The sequence below is a fragment of the Bosea sp. F3-2 genome, from assembly GCF_008253865.1.
GTDB lineage: Bacteria > Pseudomonadota > Alphaproteobacteria > Rhizobiales > Beijerinckiaceae > Allobosea.
In genome coordinates, this window is record NZ_CP042331.1 from 1,293,045 (window position 1) to 1,309,397 (window position 16,353).

Annotated in this window: 13 protein-coding genes; 7 read left to right on the forward strand and 6 right to left on the reverse strand. The window is 66.7% G+C overall.

Annotated features, from left to right (window positions below; translation table 11 throughout):
• Window positions 1-4: 4 nt before the first annotated feature.
• Genes FQV39_RS06000 through FQV39_RS06015 form a run of 4 tightly spaced genes read left to right on the forward strand, consistent with a single transcriptional unit; the run spans window position 5 to window position 4,587 of the window.
• Window positions 5-1,114 carry an ABC transporter ATP-binding protein gene (locus tag FQV39_RS06000; RefSeq protein ID WP_149129455.1) on the forward strand — a complete coding sequence of 370 codons (1,110 nt, stop codon included), beginning with the start codon at window positions 5-7 and terminating at the stop codon, window positions 1,112-1,114.
• Between the two features lie 13 nt (window positions 1,115-1,127).
• Window positions 1,128-2,114, forward strand: a complete 987-nt coding sequence (locus tag FQV39_RS06005) for an NAD-dependent epimerase/dehydratase family protein (protein WP_149129456.1) — start codon at window positions 1,128-1,130, stop codon at window positions 2,112-2,114.
• Between the two features lie 2 nt (window positions 2,115-2,116).
• Complete coding sequence (locus tag FQV39_RS06010; RefSeq protein WP_149129457.1) at window positions 2,117-3,826, forward strand: SMP-30/gluconolactonase/LRE family protein; 1,710 nt, start codon at window positions 2,117-2,119, stop codon at window positions 3,824-3,826.
• Complete coding sequence (locus FQV39_RS06015; RefSeq protein WP_149129458.1) at window positions 3,823-4,587, forward strand: SDR family NAD(P)-dependent oxidoreductase; 765 nt, start codon at window positions 3,823-3,825, stop codon at window positions 4,585-4,587. The genes FQV39_RS06010 and FQV39_RS06015 overlap by 4 nt, the downstream gene beginning before the upstream one ends.
• 338 nt (window positions 4,588-4,925) lie before the next feature.
• On the opposite strand, the gene FQV39_RS06020 is transcribed toward FQV39_RS06015, so the two are convergent.
• From FQV39_RS06020 to FQV39_RS06040, 5 genes are all read right to left on the reverse strand, one after another.
• A complete protein-coding gene (locus FQV39_RS06020) occupies window positions 4,926-5,765 on the reverse strand; it encodes an amino acid ABC transporter substrate-binding protein (protein WP_149129459.1) in 840 nt (279 codons plus the stop codon).
• A 179-nt stretch (window positions 5,766-5,944) separates the two neighbouring features.
• The gene (locus tag FQV39_RS06025; RefSeq protein WP_149129460.1) at window positions 5,945-7,549 is read right to left on the reverse strand and encodes a hydantoinase B/oxoprolinase family protein; all 1,605 of its coding nucleotides are present in this window, start codon (window positions 7,547-7,549) and stop codon (window positions 5,945-5,947) included.
• A complete protein-coding gene (locus FQV39_RS06030; protein ID WP_149129461.1) occupies window positions 7,549-9,600 on the reverse strand; it encodes a hydantoinase/oxoprolinase family protein in 2,052 nt (683 codons plus the stop codon). Before FQV39_RS06030 ends, FQV39_RS06025 begins: the two co-directional genes overlap by 1 nt.
• Before the next feature lie 16 nt (window positions 9,601-9,616).
• A complete protein-coding gene (locus tag FQV39_RS06035) occupies window positions 9,617-10,453 on the reverse strand; it encodes a PfkB family carbohydrate kinase (RefSeq protein ID WP_149129462.1) in 837 nt (278 codons plus the stop codon).
• Window positions 10,454-10,469: 16 nt separating this feature from the next.
• Window positions 10,470-11,483, reverse strand: a complete 1,014-nt coding sequence (locus FQV39_RS06040) for an SIS domain-containing protein (RefSeq protein WP_149129463.1) — start codon at window positions 11,481-11,483, stop codon at window positions 10,470-10,472.
• Window positions 11,484-11,687: 204 nt separating this feature from the next.
• On the opposite strand from FQV39_RS06040, the gene FQV39_RS06045 reads away from it, so the two are divergent.
• Both FQV39_RS06045 and FQV39_RS06050 read left to right on the forward strand, forming a co-directional pair.
• On the forward strand, window positions 11,688-12,434 hold the full coding sequence (locus FQV39_RS06045; RefSeq protein ID WP_149129464.1) for a GntR family transcriptional regulator: 747 nt from the start codon (window positions 11,688-11,690) through the stop codon (window positions 12,432-12,434).
• Window positions 12,435-12,518: 84 nt separating this feature from the next.
• The gene (locus tag FQV39_RS06050; RefSeq protein WP_472840626.1) at window positions 12,519-13,844 is read left to right on the forward strand and encodes an NAD(P)/FAD-dependent oxidoreductase; all 1,326 of its coding nucleotides are present in this window, start codon (window positions 12,519-12,521) and stop codon (window positions 13,842-13,844) included.
• Between the two features lie 156 nt (window positions 13,845-14,000).
• Here FQV39_RS06050 and FQV39_RS06055 read toward each other — a convergent pair whose 3' ends face one another.
• The gene (locus FQV39_RS06055) at window positions 14,001-15,527 is read right to left on the reverse strand and encodes an ABC transporter substrate-binding protein (protein ID WP_149129466.1); all 1,527 of its coding nucleotides are present in this window, start codon (window positions 15,525-15,527) and stop codon (window positions 14,001-14,003) included.
• 386 nt (window positions 15,528-15,913) lie between these two features.
• Between FQV39_RS06055 and FQV39_RS06060 the strand changes: the two genes are divergently transcribed.
• Window positions 15,914-16,342, forward strand: a complete 429-nt coding sequence (locus tag FQV39_RS06060; protein WP_149129467.1) for a RidA family protein — start codon at window positions 15,914-15,916, stop codon at window positions 16,340-16,342.
• Window positions 16,343-16,353: the final 11 nt, after the last annotated feature.

A 16,353-nucleotide genomic window follows, 5' to 3' on the forward strand; every position in this document is an offset into this window, starting at 1 on the left:
ACGCATGGCCGGCATCAGCATCGAACGCGTCACCAAATCCTACGGCTCGCTGCAGGTCCTGAAGGACTTCACCCTCGATATCGCAGACGGCGAGTTCGTCGTCTTCGTCGGTCCGTCCGGCTGCGGGAAATCGACCATGCTGAAAATCCTCGCGGGGCTCGAAGAGGCCACGTCGGGCACCGTTCGGATCGGCGGGCGCGACGTCACCGACCTCGCCCCCGGTGACCGCGACATCGCCATGGTCTTCCAGAATTACGCCCTCTATCCGCACCTGACGGTCGGGAGGAACATGGGCTTCGGCCTGAAGATGCGCCGCATGCCGGCGGCCGAGATCGACCGGCGAGTCCGAGAGGCCGCTCAGATCCTCGGTGTCGATCATTTGCTGGACCGCAAGCCCAGGGCGCTCTCGGGCGGGCAGCGCCAGCGCGTCGCGCTCGGCCGGGCCATTGTGCGCGAGCCGCAGGCCTTCCTGATGGACGAGCCGCTCTCCAATCTCGACGCCAAGCTGCGCGTCCATACCCGCGCCGAGATTTCCGCGCTCCACCAGCGCCTCAAGACGACGACGATCTACGTTACGCATGACCAGACCGAGGCGATGACGATGGCTGACCGCATCGTGATCATGCGCGATGGCACGATCCAGCAGATCGCCGATCCGGACACGATGTTCCGCAAGCCGGCCAACCTCTTCGTCGCCGGCTTCATCGGCTCGCCGGGCATGAACTTCTTCCGCGCCGAGCTGACCGGCGCAGGCACGGCCCGGCTGTTCGGGCGCGAGATCGCGCTTCCCCTGGCGAAGGAGGCCGACGGGCGCGAGCTGCTCGTCGGCCTGAGGCCCGAATATCTCAGCGCGGGCGCGGCCGGCCCGGTCACCTTCGAGGCGACGCCGCAGCTCGTCGAGAGCCTCGGCAGCGAGAAATACCTCTATCTCGACCTGCCCGAGGAGAACCGCGCCGCCCTCAAGGATGCCGGCAGCGACGACCGCCGGGCCGACCAGTTCATCGCCCGCGTCATGGATTCCGCCCCGATCGCGGAAGGCCGGCCGATGCCGCTCTCCTTCGATCCGGCGCGCCTGCATCTTTTCGATGCGAAGACGCATCTCGCCCTGAACTGAGGACAGCGCAGCCATGGCCATTCTCGTCACCGGCAGCGCAGGGCGCATCGGCTCCCGCGTCGTCGATCGCCTCCTCGCCGAAGGGCAGGCCGTCACCGGCTTCGACCTGCGCAGCGCCGGCCGTTCGCAACCCGGCTATCGCGAAATCGTCGGCGCCTTCGACGATCGCACAGCGGCGCGCGAGGCGGTGAAGGATGCCGAGGCGATCCTGCATCTCGGCGCCTGCATGTCCTGGCTCGCGACTGACGCAGAGAAGCTCTTCCGGGCCAATGTCGACGGCACGCGCGTGCTGATGGAGGAAGCGGCTAGAGTGAAGCCGAGCCGCATCGTCTTCGCCAGCTCCGGCGAGGTCTATCCCGAGAATGTCCCGGACTATCTGCCGCTCGACGAGGACCATCCGCTCAAGCCGCGCTCGACCTATGGCCTGTCGAAGCAGCTTGGCGAGGAGATCGTCCGCTTCACCGAGCGCAGCGCCGGCATCCCGGCGACGATCCTGCGCTTCTCGCACACGCAGGACGCAGCCGAGCTGCTCGACGAGACCAGCTTCTTCTCGGGCCCGCGCTTCTTCCTGCACCCGAAGATCGGCCAGCAGGAGGGCTTCGGCAACGCGTCCGCGGTCGCCGCGCTGAAGGCGGTCGATGACGGCACGCCCGCGCTCGTCCTCTCCCGCAACGAGAACGGCCGGCCCTTCCGCATGCACATCACCGATGCCCGCGACATGGTCGACGGCATCCTGCTCGCGCTGCGCAGCGAGAAGGCGGCAGGGCGCACCTATAATCTCGGCGCCACCGCGCCCGTTGATTTCGCCGAGGCGCTGCCGTTGATGGCGCGGGCGACGGGGCTGCCGCTGAAAACGGTCGACCTGCCCGGTTCCGGCGTGTTCTACGAAACCTCGAATGCCCGGATTCGGGCCGAATTGGGTTTCGAGCCGCAATGGACGATCGAGCGGATGATCGCGGAGGCCGCCGCGGCGCGGGCGGCCCGCGCGAAGGCGGCCTGAGGATGCAGGAAGAGCGCGTCCTGCCCCCGGAGGAGCGCGACGTCCCGGTCGGCGCCGCGGCGCTGGCCAAGGGCCTCTACCTGCTCGAAGTGATCGGCGAACACCCGACGCCGCCGCGCTTCAAGGATCTGCAGGCCGCGACCGGGCTCGCCAAAGGCACGCTGGCCCGGCTCCTCAACACGCTGCTGCTGTTCCGTTTGATCCGGCACGAAGACAGCGACAACACCTACCGGCTCGGCCACAGGCTGTTCGAACTCGCCCATCGCGTCTGGGAATCCTTCGATCTGCGCGGCGCCGCCGCCCCCATGCTGGAACGGCTGGCAGAGGAAACGCGCGAAACGGTCGCGCTCTGCGCCATCGATGGCGGCGAGGTGCTCTATATCGACCAGCGCAGCCGCGGCGGCGCCTTCGGCTTCCGCATCGAGGCCGGCAGGCGCGCACCTCTCCATTGCACCGCCGGCGGCAAGGCGCTCCTCGCCTTCGCCGAGCCACATGAGCGCCGCGCCCTGCTCGACCGGATCAAGCTCGAACGCTACGCCCCCGCCACAATCACCGACGAGGAAGCCCTTCTCGCCGATCTCGCCCTCGCCCGGGCGCGCGGCTATGCCGTCTCGCAGGAGGAGCACGTCCCCGGCGTCTCCTCGGCGGCGGCGCCGATCTTCGACCATACCGGCCGAGCCATCGCCGCGATCGGCATCTTCGGCCCGGCGGCGCGGCTCTCCAGCGACCGCCTGCTCACGACGGGGCGCGACCTGATGGCGGCGGCGCGCCAGATCTCCGGCAATGTCGGCGCCATGCCCGTTAACATCGCGCCGCCCTCCCCAGCCCACCGGCAGAGCGACAGCGACGCCGAATGCGTCCTGCCCTGGGGCGCGCATCTGGCAGAAGGCCCGCTCTGGTCTATGGCGGAGCAGCGCCTCTACTGGGTCGACATCCTGGCACCGGCCGTCCACCGCTTCGATCCGGCGACGCGCACCAACCAGGAGGTGCGGCTGCCGCGCCTCGTCAGCGCTGTCATCGAAAGGCAGCAGGGCGGGCTTGCGGCGCTGACGCAGGAGGGGCTGGAAAGCTTCGATTTCGCCAGCGGCGCCCTGTCCCCGCTCGTCGACCCCGAGGCCGACCTGCCGGACAACCGTTTCAACGACGGCAAATGCGACCGGCAAGGCCGGCTCTGGGCCGGCTCGATGAGCCTCGATGCAGCCAGGCCCACCGGCTCGCTCTACATGATACGCGGCGATCTGAGCTGGCAGCGCGCCGATAGCGGCTTCCGCGTCGCCAACGGCCTCGATTGGAGCCCCGACGGCCGCACTTTCTACTTCACCGACAGCGCGCCTGGCCGCATCTACGCCTATGCGTTCGACATGACTTCGGGCGCGGTCTCCGGGCGCCGCATCTTCGCCGAGATCGACCCGGCCGAGGGCCGCCCCGATGGCCTGGCGGTGGACAGCGAAGGCTTCATCTGGTGCGCGCTCTGGGATGGCTGGCGCGTGCGGCGCTTCACGCCGGACGGTCGCCGCGACCGCGATATCCGCCTGCCCGTGCCGCGCCCGACCAGCCTGACCTTCGGCGGGGCCGACCTCTCGACCCTCTTCATCACCACGGCGCGCATCCGCCTGCCTTCCCGCGTGCTGGCTGAAGCGCCCTTCTCCGGCGGCCTCTTCGCCGCGCCGGCCCCCGTCCCCGGCCTGCCCTCGACAGGGTTTGCAGGATGACGCTGGAAGCCATCTATCCGGATCTCAAGGGTCGCAGCGTCCTGGTCACAGGCGGGGCCGACGGAATTGGCCGCGCCACGGTCGTCGCGTTCACTCGCCAGGGAGCCCGCGTCGGCTTCATCGACATCGCGGCCGATGCCGGTGAAGCGCTCGTAGCCGAGTTGCGGGCAACAGGCGCCGAAGTTGCCTTCGCCCACGCCGACCTGCGCGACATCGATGCCGCGCTGGCAGCGGCCGATGCCCTGGGGGCAAGGCTCGGCCCGGCCGCGATCCTCGTCAACAACGCCGGCCATGACAAGCGGCACGCCTTTGCGAGCGTGACGCCGGATTACTGGGACGACCGTTTCGCCGTGAACCTGCGGCCGATGATGTTCCTTGCCCAGAAGCTTGCGCCCGGTATGGCGGCGCTCGGCGGCGGCGCGATCGTCAATCTGAGTTCCACGTCCTGGATGAAACGCTCGGCCGATCTGATTGCCTACACCACGGCGAAATCGGCGGTCATCGGCCTCACCCGTTCGCTGGCGCGCGAGCTCGGGCCGGACCGTATCCGCGTCAACTGCGTCACGCCCGGCTGGGTGATGACGCCGCGCCAGCGCGCCGAGCGCCTGACACCCGAACGCTGGGCCCAGGCGCAAGAACAACAGGCGATCAAGGGCGCGATCGAGCCCGAGGACATCGCCGCGATGATCCTGTTCCTTGCTTCCGACGCAGCGCGCATGTGCACGGGCCAGAACTTCATCGTCGACGCGGGAACCGTCTGACCATGGACGCCCTGCGCGACAGGCGGGGCCTGCCACTGGGTAACTTTCCGTTGCCCGCTCCGTGGCGTTCCGGTTCAGCTCGATAACGGCTAAGGCCTTGGTCGTCACAGGGCCATGCCAACACATACCGGCAACATGCCAGTCGGCGAGGTACCGGGCCATCGCCGCCGGCTCGGCGATGATGCCTGCTATCGCATCGGATTTTTCCGAAAAGTGGAATCCACTTTTCGGAAAAATCCGATGCGATAACAATTACATAGATCGCCGTTACCGCGTCCGATAGGACACGCGGCTATCTAGGGCCCGTCATCGGCAGGTGTAATATCCCCTGTCCCGCGCTACTTCGGCACGCCATTGATGACGAAGAGGGCACGCGTAAACTGATCGGGCGGGAAGCTTCCGAAGCTACGGGCATAAATCTCCTTCACACGATCCGTGCGATAGAGCTCCGCCAGCGTGGCATCGACAAGCAAGCGCAGCCTTTCATCGCCGCGCGGCAGGGCCAGCGCATAGGTCTCAAACGTGAAATACTGGTCGGAAAGCTTCATACCGGAGCGGTTCGGGCTGTTAAATACATGATAGCTGAGGATGCCGCGATCCGCGAAATATGCGTCGATCTTTCCCGCGGATAGGTTCCGGACACCGTCTGGATGAGTCTGCATCGGAACGATCTCGGCCTGGATTCCGAGTTGCGCCAGCGTCGCTTTCAGGACTTCCTCGGTCGTCGTGCTCCGCAGAACGCCAATCTTTTTGCCGCGCAGATCCTCAAGGCGGACGACTTCGTTGACCCGGTGAAGGACTCCGGCGCCATCAATGAAGGTCGGGAGCGAAAAATCAACGATGGCGCGACGCGACATGGTCATCGAAGTTGGGTCGCAAAGAATATCGATCCTCCCATCCCGCAGCGCCTCCAGGCGATCCGTGGACGAGACCTCGACATATTCGATCTTGAGTGAAGCGATACCTTGCGTATTCTTCACGCCGGCAGCGACTTCGCGGCAGAGATCGACGATATATCCGGAAGGATCCCCTCTGGTCGTACGATAGGAGTACGGCGGTGCATCAACCCGGAAGCCAAGCCGCAATGTACCTGTCTCGCGAGCCCGTGCCAGGGTGTCTGCCGCCGAGCTTGCCGTCGATATCGCCGTGCAGAGAAGCACGACCAAAAATGCTCGCATAGTTGCCTCCGCCTTTTGGCAAGCGTGCACAATATGCCGGCAGGATGGATCGAAGAACTTCGTTTCTGGTGGCCAAGGCTTGCGACGAGTGCGTATCGGCGCGATCGCAGACCTCCGGCGACTGACTGGCAGCCCGTGAGAGGCGAGGACAGACCCTAGGCGAGCTGAAGCATCCCGGTTCAGTAGCGTTGCTCAGCGCGGTCTTTCGCCTGCAGCTCGACACTCCGTTCGGTTGGTGGGCCATAACCACCGCCCCCCGGCGTGATGATCTCGACGATCTGCCCGGCCTCCAGCGCACCGTCGCCTTTGACGAAGGGTTCCACGCCTTCGCTGAAGCGGAAGGCACCGCCCTGCCCCGGCCCGCCGCCGGCAAGACCCCATGGGCGGGTGGTCAGGCGCGAATTGTCGAGATTGAGCCGGCACGGCGCCTCTGCCCGGTAGACACGCCGCAGCCCCATGCCGCCACGCTGGCGTCCCGCTCCGCCCGAGCCGTCGACCAGCTCGTAGCGCAGCAAGGTCAGCGGATACTCGACCTCGAGAGCTTCGACCGGCAGGTTCGAGGTGTTGGTCATGTGGACATGGACGCCGTCGAGCCCATCCTTGTGCGCCCGTGCGCCGGAGCCGCCGCCGATCGTCTCGAGATAGACCCAGAGCTCGCCGCTGCCTGGCTGCTCACCCGCGAAGGTCGCCGCGGCCACCGCACCCGAGCAGGCCGCGATCACTCGCTCCGGCACGGCCTGCGCCAGGGCGCCGTGGATGAGGTCCACCACGCGCTGGCAAGCAGCGATGCGGCCGTTGACCGCGGCGGGATGCACGCAATTGAGCACCGTTCCTTCCGTCGCGGTGACGGTCAGAGGCCGCGCCAGCCCGGCATTGGGCGGGATCGTCGGGTCGGCCACCGTCTTGACGGCGTAGTACACCGTCGAGAGCAGTGCCGTGTAGACCATGTTGAAGCCGGCGCGCATCTGCGGCGGCGAGTCGAAGGCGAGCATCATCTCCTCGCCCTTGACGGTAATCTCGACGGAGAAGGTCAGCGGCGTGTCGATCTCTGGATTGTCGAAGGAATCCGAGAAGCGGTAGACCCCGTCCGGGATCGAGGCGATGCCAGCGCGCATCTTGCGCTCGGCATAATCCTGCAGCGCCTTGCCTGCGGCCAGCACCGTGCCGCGGCCGTATTTGTCGCAGAGCGCGCGCAGCCGCTCGACGCCGAGGCGGTTCGCGGCCATCTGGGCGCGCAGGTCGGAGAGGCGCTCGCGCGGGACCTGGCAGTTGAGCAGGATCAGCTCCTGCACGTCCTTCATCAGCACGCCGCCGTCATAGAGGCGGATCGGCGGGATGCGCAGGCCCTCCTGATAGATGTGAGCGTGGCCGCGATCGGCGAAATCCGAGTGGTGCGCGGTGTTGACCGCCCAGGCGATCATGACGCCTTCGTGGAACACCGGCTCGGCCAGCACGATGTCGGGCAGATGCGTGCCGCCGCCCTCATAGGCGTCGTTGCCGATGAAGACGTCGCCCGGTTTCATTTCTGCGACCGGATGGCGCTTCAGGATATGCGGGATGATGCCGATGAAGGAGCCGAGATGCATCGGGATGTGCTCGGCCTGGCAGAGCGTCTGCCCCTCGGCGTCGAACAGCGCGGTCGAGCAATCGCGGCGCTCCTTGATGTTGGTCGAATAGCTCGCCTTGACCAGCGCCTCGCCCATCTCCTCGGCGATGGAGGCGAAGGCGGAGCCGATGACCTCGACGGTGATCGGATCGACGCTGACGGATGCGCTCACATTCATCACGGCATCTCCAGGATCAGGTTGAGATAGGGCTCGACCGTCGCGGTCATGCCGGGCAGCAGCACGGTCGTCGAATCCATCTGCTCGATGATCGCGGGACCCGCAATGCGGTTGCCGGCCTTCAGCCTGTCGCGGTCGTAGATCGGGCAGGCAACGAAGCCGCCGGCCTCGGGGAACCAGACCTCGCGGCGGCCGATGACAGCCTGCTCCGACTCCGGCCCGGCATCGGCTTGAGGCTGGAACGCCGCCTTCGGCACGAGGCCCACCGCCTCGACGCGATAGGTCACGAGCTGCACCGTCTCGCCCTCCGCAACGAAGCCGTAGAGCCGCTTATGGGCCTGGGCGAAGCCCTCGGCCAGCGCGGCGATCGTCACCGGCGTGATCGGCCCCTCCGGCACGTCGATGGCGAGCTCGTAGTTCTGGCCGTGATAGCGCAGATCGGCGGTGCGCTTCAGCCGGCGATCGCCCGACGCCACGCCCTCCTCCGCGAACCAGTGCTCCGCCTGCTCCTGCAAGGCGGTGAAGATGTCCGCCATATCCGGGATCAGCGCATTGGAGAGCTTCGCCAGCCGCGTCGTGGCGAAGTTGGCGCGCAGATCGGTCAGGAGCAGGCCGAGCGCGCAACCGATGCCGGGATTGCGCGGCACGACGATACGCTTCATGTCGAGATCGCGCGCGAGGCGCGCAGCGTGCAACGGCCCTGCCCCGCCGAAGGCGACCAGCGCATAGTCGCGCGGATCGTGCCCGCGCTGAACGCTGATGACGCGTATCGCCTTGGCCATATTGGCGGTCACGACCGAGATGATGCCCTGCGCCGTTGCCATCAGATCGAGGCCGAGCTTGTCGGCCAGCCGGCCGATCGCCTGTTTCGACAGTTCCTGGTCGATCGCCATGCGGCCACCGAGCAGATGCGTCGGGTTCAGCGTCTGCAGCACGACATTAGCGTCGGTTACGGCAGGCTCCGTCGCGCCGCGTCCGTAGCAGACCGGCCCGGGATCGGCGCCGGCGCTGCGCGGCCCAACCTTGAGCAGCCCGCCGGAATCGATCGCCGCGAGCGAGCCGCCGCCGGCCCCGACCGTATGGATGTCGAGCATCGGCGCCTTGATCGGATAGCCGTGGACATTGGCTTCGGAGGCGAGCTTCGCCTCGCCATTGTTGAGCAGGGCCACGTCGGAAGAGGTGCCGCCCATGTCGAAGGTGATCAGGTTCTCGATGCCGATCATCGCGCCGATCGCCTGCGCCGCGACCACACCGGTCGAGGGGCCGGACAGCACCGTCCGCACCGGCAACCGCGCCGCCATGTCGAAGCCGATGACGCCGCCATTGGACTGCGTCAGATGCGGCGTCGCCTTGAGCCCCAGCTCCTTCAGCCGCTCGGCGAGGCGGCGGATATAGCCCTGCATCACCGGCCCGAGATAGGCATTGACCACCGTGGTCGAGATGCGCTCGTATTCGCGGAACTCGGGCGCGACCTCATGCGAGGCGCAGATGAAGGCTTCGGGAAACTCCTCCGCGACGATGCGCTTGGCGGCCGCCTCGTGTTCCGGCCTGACGAAGCCGTAGAGAAAGCCGATCGCGACCGCCTTGACGCCCTCTTCCTTCAGCGCCCGCGCCGCCTGGCGAACAGCGCCCGCGTCCAGCGGCGTTTCGACCGAACCATCATGGCGGACCCGTTCAGCGACGCCGAAGCGCAGATCCCTGGTGACGAGCGGCGGAGCCTTGTCCGCCTGGAGATCGTAGAGATCGGGCCGCTTCTGCCGGCCGATCTCAATCAGGTCGCGGAAGCCCTCGGTGGTGACCAGGCCTGTCTTCACGCCGCGATGCTGGATCAGCGCATTGGTGCCGACCGTCGTGCCATGGCCGAAATAGACGATGTCGCCGGGGCTCGCGCCGACGCGCTCGACGCCTTCCTGCGTGCCGCGCGCGATCGCGCGGGAGGGATCGTCAGGCGTCGACGGTACCTTCCAGACGGCGACCATGCCGGTCACGTCATCGAACAGGCAGACATCGGTAAAGGTGCCCCCGGAGTCGATCCCGATCCGCCACGCCATCTCTGCCTTCCTCCCGTTACAGCGCCGCCGCTTCCGTGTGCGACCACGCCACGCCGTGACCGAAACCGCCCTGATAGCCGCAGACTTGCGCCGCGTGGCCGGCCCCGGCAGCCAATGCGGCGGCCATGCCGGCTCCATCCAGTATGGCCAGCAGACAGGCGGCGATGAAACCGTCGCCGGCGCCGAGCGTATCCACCACGGATGCAGGGGTGGCTCCCTGCGCATGGAAGCTGCCGGAAGCGAGCGCCATCGCCCCCTTCGCGCCGCGCGTCGCCACCGCCATCCCCGGCCCCAGCCCGATGCAGCGCGTCAGCAGCGCGCGACACTCCTCGTCCGATGCGGAGGGATGCGACAGGAAGGCGATATCGACCGCCGGCAACGTCGCGGCGAGGTTCTCGTCGGTCCAGCGTTCCGAGAAATCATAGGATAGCCGCCGGGCCGCGCCGCGGACGACCGAAAGCGCGTCGCCGAGCTCGCTGTAGATGCTGGAATGAACGATATCGTAGCTGGCGATATAGGCGAGGTCGTCACCGTCGAACGATCCCCAGTCGCCGCGCACGCCACGCTCGGAGCGCAGGAAGCGCCGGTCCTGCCCATGATGTCCGATGAAGGCGCGGGCGTTGCGCCCGGGCCTGATCCGGCAGCGCGCGATGTCGACGCCTTCCCGTGTCAGCGCATCGCTCAGAAGCGTACCGGCCGCATCCGAACCGAAGCAGCCGAGATAGCCCGTCTCGGCGCCGAGCCGCTTCGCCTGCACCGCGACGTTGACGGCATTGCCGCCCGGGAACTGAAGGCCGCGATCGACATAGGTGTCGACCGTATTGTCCCCCAGTCCGAGCAGCCTGTGCGCCATCGCGGCAACTCCCAGATCAGTACGCCACCTTCCACATGTAACGGCGGGTGGTGAGAGGCTGGTTGCGGAGTACCGAAAGATGCGCCGACATGCGCTTGAGCGCCGCCTGCAGGATATAGGGCGCGACGATGGCACGGATTTCCGGGTCAATGCCCCTCATCGAGAAGTCGCGGGAATCGTATTTCATCACGCGCCCGGCATAGGTGTCGCAGAAGCTCACGACCCGCTCCATCAGCGGCCGGCTCGGATCCTCGCCGGTGATCAGGATCAGCGGCGTCTCGCGATCGACGATCTCGAAGGGGCCGTGGAAGAATTCGGCCGCCTCAATCGGATAGCTGTGCAGCCAGAGCATCTCCATCAGGATGCAGACGCCGAAGACGTAGGCCGTGGTGAAGCCCGGCCCCGAGGCGACGTGGTAGATGTGGTCATCACCCGCATAAGTAACGGCATCGGCCGCCGCGCGCGCTTCGTTCTGCTCAGCCGCATCGCACATCGCCGCAGGGAGCGCATCGAGCGAGGCAAGCAGCTTGGCGCCGAGCGGCCAGCCCTCCCTCGCGGTCATCAGGCCGCCGATCAGCGCCTGCATCAGCATGAACATGGCGGCAAAGGATTCGCTGGTGCTGCCGACGAGGAAATGCTGCGGCACCGCCTGCGCCAGCGGTTTGTCGCCATACTGGCTGAAGGCAACGATCTGACAGGGCCTGTCCTTGAGGAAATGAGCGGCCGCCACGGTTTCCGGCGTCGTGCCGGATTTCGACGCGAGCAGCACTAGCGTCCGCTCATCGAGCCGCGGCGGGTCGATCGCCATGAACTCGGCCGGAAAATAACGCCGGACCTCGATGCCCGGCGAATAGCGCTCGAGCCAGTACTGGATGCCGAGCATGGCCCGGTTCGCCGAGCCGCAGGCGACCAGATAGACGCGGTCGATCTGCGGAGCGAGTTCCTGCCCTAGCGCGAAGGCCGCCGGCAGTGCTGCACGTGTCGGCTCCAGCCCGGACAGAACGGTGCCGCGGTCGAAGGCGATGGACATGGAAGGCTCCGAACGGCTTTCAAAGGGCGATGGAATTGGTATACACCAATTCCATATACCAATATCTGTCAAGACTATTCCAATTTCGGCTGCGCGCCCTCTTCGGACAGTAGCGTCCCGAGGGCGTTTCGCCTTAAAGATGCAGAGCGCGGGCCACGGCACGGACGACCGCCGATAGAGACACACGACCCAGAGACGCAAGGCATGCCCAAGCCGCTGAAGCGGGTGAAACCGATCTATGTCGAGGTGCAGGACTATCTCCTCGACCTCATCGGCGGGCCGGATTACGGCCCGGGCGACCGGATTCCCTCGGAACGGACCCTCGCCGAAACGCTTGGCATCAACCGCATGACGGTCCGCAAGGCGATCGACCGGCTGGTCGAGCGCAATGTCCTGGAGCGCAACGGCACCAGCGGTACGCGGATCCCCCTGGTCCAGGTGTCGCGGCCGATCGATGCGCCGGCTTCCCTCGGCATCACCCGCATCATCCGCAACGCCGGCGGCGAGCCCGGCAGCAAGCTGCTGCACTTCGCCGAGGAGGCCGCGACCGAAAGCGTGGCCCAGCGTCTCGAAGTGCCGCCGGGCACGGAGTTGATCATGGCCCGCCGGCTGCGGAGCGTGAACGACGAAGCCTTTTGCATCGAGACGAGCTATCTGCCGATGCAACGCGTCCCTGGCCTGACGGCCGAGGACCTGCTCAGCGGCCAGTCTCTCTACGAATTGCTGCGACAGCGCTACGGCATCGAGATCAGTATCCGCGACCGCGAGATCAGCGTCGGCACAGCGACGGAACGTGAGGCTCAGGCGCTCGCGCTGGCGCCGGGCTCGCCGACGCTCGTCCTGCGGATCGTGGCGCGCGACGGAGACGGCCGGCCTGTCGAATACATGCGATCGGTCAACCATCCCCATCACGTCGTCTTCCGCAGTTCCGCGCCCCCTTCCCGCCCATAAGCGCCCCCCGGATCGGCCGGTTGTGCTGCGGGCGACCGGTCAACCCGCCTCCATCGCCCCTTCCTTCTCGCCGCCGGAGCCACCGTGATGGGCATTACCATCGAGACCATAGAACCGGACCCGTCCCTTCCGACCGCCAGCGACGTCGTCGTGATCGGCGGCGGCATCATCGGCATCACCACGGCGCTCTTCCTGGCACGCGAGGGCATCTCGGTCACCGTCTGCGAGAAGGGCGAGGTCGGCCACGAGCAGTCCGGGCGCAACTGGGGTTGGGTTCGCGTCATGGGGCGCGACCCCGGCGAGATCCCGCTCGGCCTCGAAAGCATGCGGCTTTGGGAGGACATGGACCGGCTGGTCGGAGGCGATACCGGCTTCACCCGCTCCGGCATCGTCTATGTCGCCGACACGGCCGCCAAGCTGGCCGAGCACGAGGCCTGGCTCGACCACGCCAAATCCTACCAGCTCGACTCGCGGCTGCTGAGCACGCGCGAGATCGACGCCGTCCTACCCGGCGGCAAGCGCGCCTTCGCCGGGGCGCTGTTCACCCCGAGCGATGCCCGCGCCGAGCCGCAGAAGGCCGTGCCGGCGATGGCGCAGGCGTTGCGCCGCCATGGCGGAACGGTCCTCACGCGCTGCGCGGTGCGCGGTATCGAGACCGCAGGCGGGCGCGTCAGCGGCGTCGTCACCGAGCGCGGCCCGATCGCCTGCCAGCGCGTCGTCCTGGCGGGCGGCGCCTGGTCGCGGCTGTTCCTCGGCAATCTCGGCATCGATTTTCCGCAGCTCAAGATCCTGGGCTCGGTGTTCCGGACCGAACCTCTGGACGGCCCGCCCGTTCACGCCGTCGGTGCCTCGGACTTCGCTTTCCGCAAGCGGCAGGACGGCGGCTACACCATCGCCCATCGGGGCGCGAGCGTCGCCGAGATCGTGCCGGACAGTTTCCGGCTGTTCTTCGATTTCCTGCCCTCGCTCGTGAAGCAGCGTCATGAGTTGCGGCTCAGGTTCGGCGACCGTTTCCTGGCGGAAACCCGCACAAAGCGGCGCTGGTCGCTCGACGCGGAAACGCCCTTCGAGCGCATGCGCATCCTCGACCCGAAACCGTCCGAGTCCATCCTCCAGGAGGCGCGGCGCAACTTGACGGCCGCCTTCCCCGCCTTCGCCAATCTGAAGGTCAAGGAGAGCTGGGGCGGGCTGATCGACGCCACGCCCGATGCCGTCCCGGTCATCGGTGAGGTGCCGCGCCTGCCCGGCTTCTTCATCGCCAGCGGCTTTTCGGGCCATGGCTTCGGCATCGGGCCCGGCGCAGGCCGGCTGATCGCCGATCTGGTCAGCGGCCGTACGCCGATGATCGATCCAAAACCCTTCCGGCTGGAACGCTTCGCGCGGCTAGAGCGGACAACTCGCGCGGGGTGAGCGAAGGGTTCTCGAAGCCGCCACCGTCATTGCGAGCACAGCGAAGCAATCCAGGGGGACCGGACTGAACGTCTCACCCAGTCCCTCTGGATTGCTTCGTCGCTACGCTCCTCGCAATGACGGGGAAGCCGGCAAGATCTGTTGGATTACCGCCCCTCAGGAGAGCGCAGCCTCGTCGAGCGAATAGGCCGAGTAGAAGTTCGTTCCACCCGGATAGCATTTGAAGCCTGTCAGGCCCGTGACCATGGCATAGCCCTGCGCGCGCCAGGCGAGACCGACGAGCGGAGCCTGTTCCAGGGCGTATTTTTCCAGCTCGGCATAGACCGCCTTGCGCTTGGCGGGGTCGAACTCCGCTCGCCCCTTGGCGAAGAGGGCATGCATCTCCGGCGTCGGAAGCTGCCAGCTTCGTGCCATATTGGCTGGCAGGTCGCCGTCGATCAGCGGCGCGAGCCCATCGGGATCGTTGTTGTCTGCCGTCGTGCCCTGCACCATGAAGTCATAGCGCCCCTTCCCCGCCAGATCGACGCGCGCGGCCCAGTCGGGCAGGTTGAGCTTCGCCTCGATGCCGATCTCGGCGAGATTGGCCTGCACGACCTCCGCGGTCGATTTGTGCATGCCGTACTGCGCCGTCGACAGCAGCGTGCAGGAAAAGCCGTTCGGCACCCCGGCCTCGGCCATCAGCTTCTTCGCCTTGGCCGGGTCGTAGTTCCAGTATTCCGAACGGGCCTTGTCAAAATAGGGGCTGCTCGGCGGGATCGGGATGCCTTCCAGCTTGCTGCCCCGGCCGAAGAAGGCGGCCTGGACGATATCCTCGCGGCGGATGGCATGGGCGACCGCCTGGCGTAGCCGCACATCCTTGAACGGGCCGGCCCCGCCGTTGAAATTCAACCCCATGAAGGGGCCATCCACCGCGACGAGCCGCAGGCGGGAATCCTTCTCGATCGTACCCATGGACTGCCAGGGCACGTATTCGATGAGGTCGACATCGCCGGCCTGGAGCGCGGCGACGCGCAGGTTTTCGTCGGCATAGGCGACGAGCCTGATGCCGTCGAGCTTCGGCTGGCCCGGCTTGTAATATTTGTCGAACTTGCCGACCTCGATCGAGGCGCCGCGTTCCTGCGCCTTGATCGTGAACGGCCCCGCGCCGACGCCTAGCCCGGCCCGGCCCTCGATCGAATCCTTGGCGATGATCGGCATATGCGGGCTGGCGAGCCAGATCGGCAACGTCACGGTCGGCTGCTTCATGACGATGCGAACGGTGCGCGCATCGGGGGTCTCGATGCGTTCGACGCCACTGAACTCAGCCTTCAGGAAGGCCGTCGAATTCGGCGCGGCGACCTGTTCCAGCGTCCATTTCACATCCTCGGATGTGACCGGCTTGCCGTTGTGGAAGCTCGCCTGGCGCAGCTTGAAGACCCAGCCGGTCTCACCCTCGCGCTCCCAACTCTCGGCCAGTTCGGGCCTCACCTCGCCTCGCTCGTCGAAGCCGGTCAGCCCCCGAAAGACGAGCAGCTTGACCGTGAGCGCGGCCGTACCGGTATGGAGCCAGGGCTGCAGGCTGGGCGGAAAGCTCGACAGGCCGAAGCGCAGCACCTTGCTCCCGGCCTGGGCTTGGGCTCGCAGTCCCAGGAGAGGCAAGCCTGCGCCGGCGGCGAGCAGGCTGCGGCGAGAGATCGACACCATCGAATACCCCTCCCTGTTCTGGCGGCTTGAGCGCCGAACGGGAAGAATGATTTGGTATATACCAAGTTGTCAATGCTTCCGCAGCGTTTCATGGTCGGATGCGCGGTGAGCGGAAATGGGAAGAAAAATGCGGATCCAGCAGGACCGTTTCGCGCGAGCCGCGCGACTCGCGTGTTGTCTTGCGGAGCTGATCCAGCTGCAGAAACATCATGTCCCTGCAGCGCTCGCCGGCGAGGCATCGAGTGCGATCAGGCCGCGCGACGCTTCCGAGCGAGCACGTCCTTGACAGCCCAAAACAACTCGAATGGTATATACCAATTCCTGCGATTGGATGCCTTCCGGTCCGAGCCATCCGGCAGCGCAGGTCGCCCCTTCCGGAGGCCGTCATGAGCGAGATCGTCAAAGTCAAATCCGGCAGCAAATACGAGACGCTGAACAGCTATTCGCGGGTGGTCGTCGCCGGCGACATGATCTTCGTCTCGAACACCGCGGGGCGGAACTACAAGACCCGCGCTATCGCGTCCGACGCCAAGGGGCAGGCGGAGCAGGCCTTCTGCAACATCGAGGGCGCGCTCGCCGCCGTCGGCGCCTCGCTGAAGGATGTCGTCGCGGTCAAGGTCTTCGTGCCTGACATTGCCGATATGGAGGCGGTCGGCGAGGTGGTCGGCCGCAAGTTCAAGGACATCGACCCGGCCAACACCACGACCTGCACGCCGCTCGGTCAGCCCGAGCTCAAGGTCGAATTCGAGGTGACCGCCTACAAGCGGCGCAATCCGGACCAGCCCGAGCAGCGCATCAGCGTCGATCTCTCCTGAAACCGGACGCT

Bases quoted from the DNA above. Each gene is read 5' to 3' on its own strand.
- FQV39_RS06000 (WP_149129455.1), top strand. From the start codon at position 5: ATGGCCGGCATCAGCATCGAACGCGTCACCAAATCCTACGGCTCGCTG.
- FQV39_RS06005 (WP_149129456.1), top strand. From the start codon at position 1,128: ATGGCCATTCTCGTCACCGGCAGCGCAGGGCGCATCGGCTCCCGCGTC.
- FQV39_RS06010 (WP_149129457.1), top strand. From the start codon at position 2,117: ATGCAGGAAGAGCGCGTCCTGCCCCCGGAGGAGCGCGACGTCCCGGTC.
- FQV39_RS06015 (WP_149129458.1), top strand. From the start codon at position 3,823: ATGACGCTGGAAGCCATCTATCCGGATCTCAAGGGTCGCAGCGTCCTG.
- FQV39_RS06020 (WP_149129459.1), bottom strand. From the start codon at position 5,765: ATGCGAGCATTTTTGGTCGTGCTTCTCTGCACGGCGATATCGACGGCA.
- FQV39_RS06025 (WP_149129460.1), bottom strand. From the start codon at position 7,549: ATGAATGTGAGCGCATCCGTCAGCGTCGATCCGATCACCGTCGAGGTC.
- FQV39_RS06030 (WP_149129461.1), bottom strand. From the start codon at position 9,600: ATGGCGTGGCGGATCGGGATCGACTCCGGGGGCACCTTTACCGATGTC.
- FQV39_RS06035 (WP_149129462.1), bottom strand. From the start codon at position 10,453: ATGGCGCACAGGCTGCTCGGACTGGGGGACAATACGGTCGACACCTAT.
- FQV39_RS06040 (WP_149129463.1), bottom strand. From the start codon at position 11,483: ATGTCCATCGCCTTCGACCGCGGCACCGTTCTGTCCGGGCTGGAGCCG.
- FQV39_RS06045 (WP_149129464.1), top strand. From the start codon at position 11,688: ATGCCCAAGCCGCTGAAGCGGGTGAAACCGATCTATGTCGAGGTGCAG.
- FQV39_RS06055 (WP_149129466.1), bottom strand. From the start codon at position 15,527: ATGGTGTCGATCTCTCGCCGCAGCCTGCTCGCCGCCGGCGCAGGCTTG.
- FQV39_RS06060 (WP_149129467.1), top strand. From the start codon at position 15,914: ATGAGCGAGATCGTCAAAGTCAAATCCGGCAGCAAATACGAGACGCTG.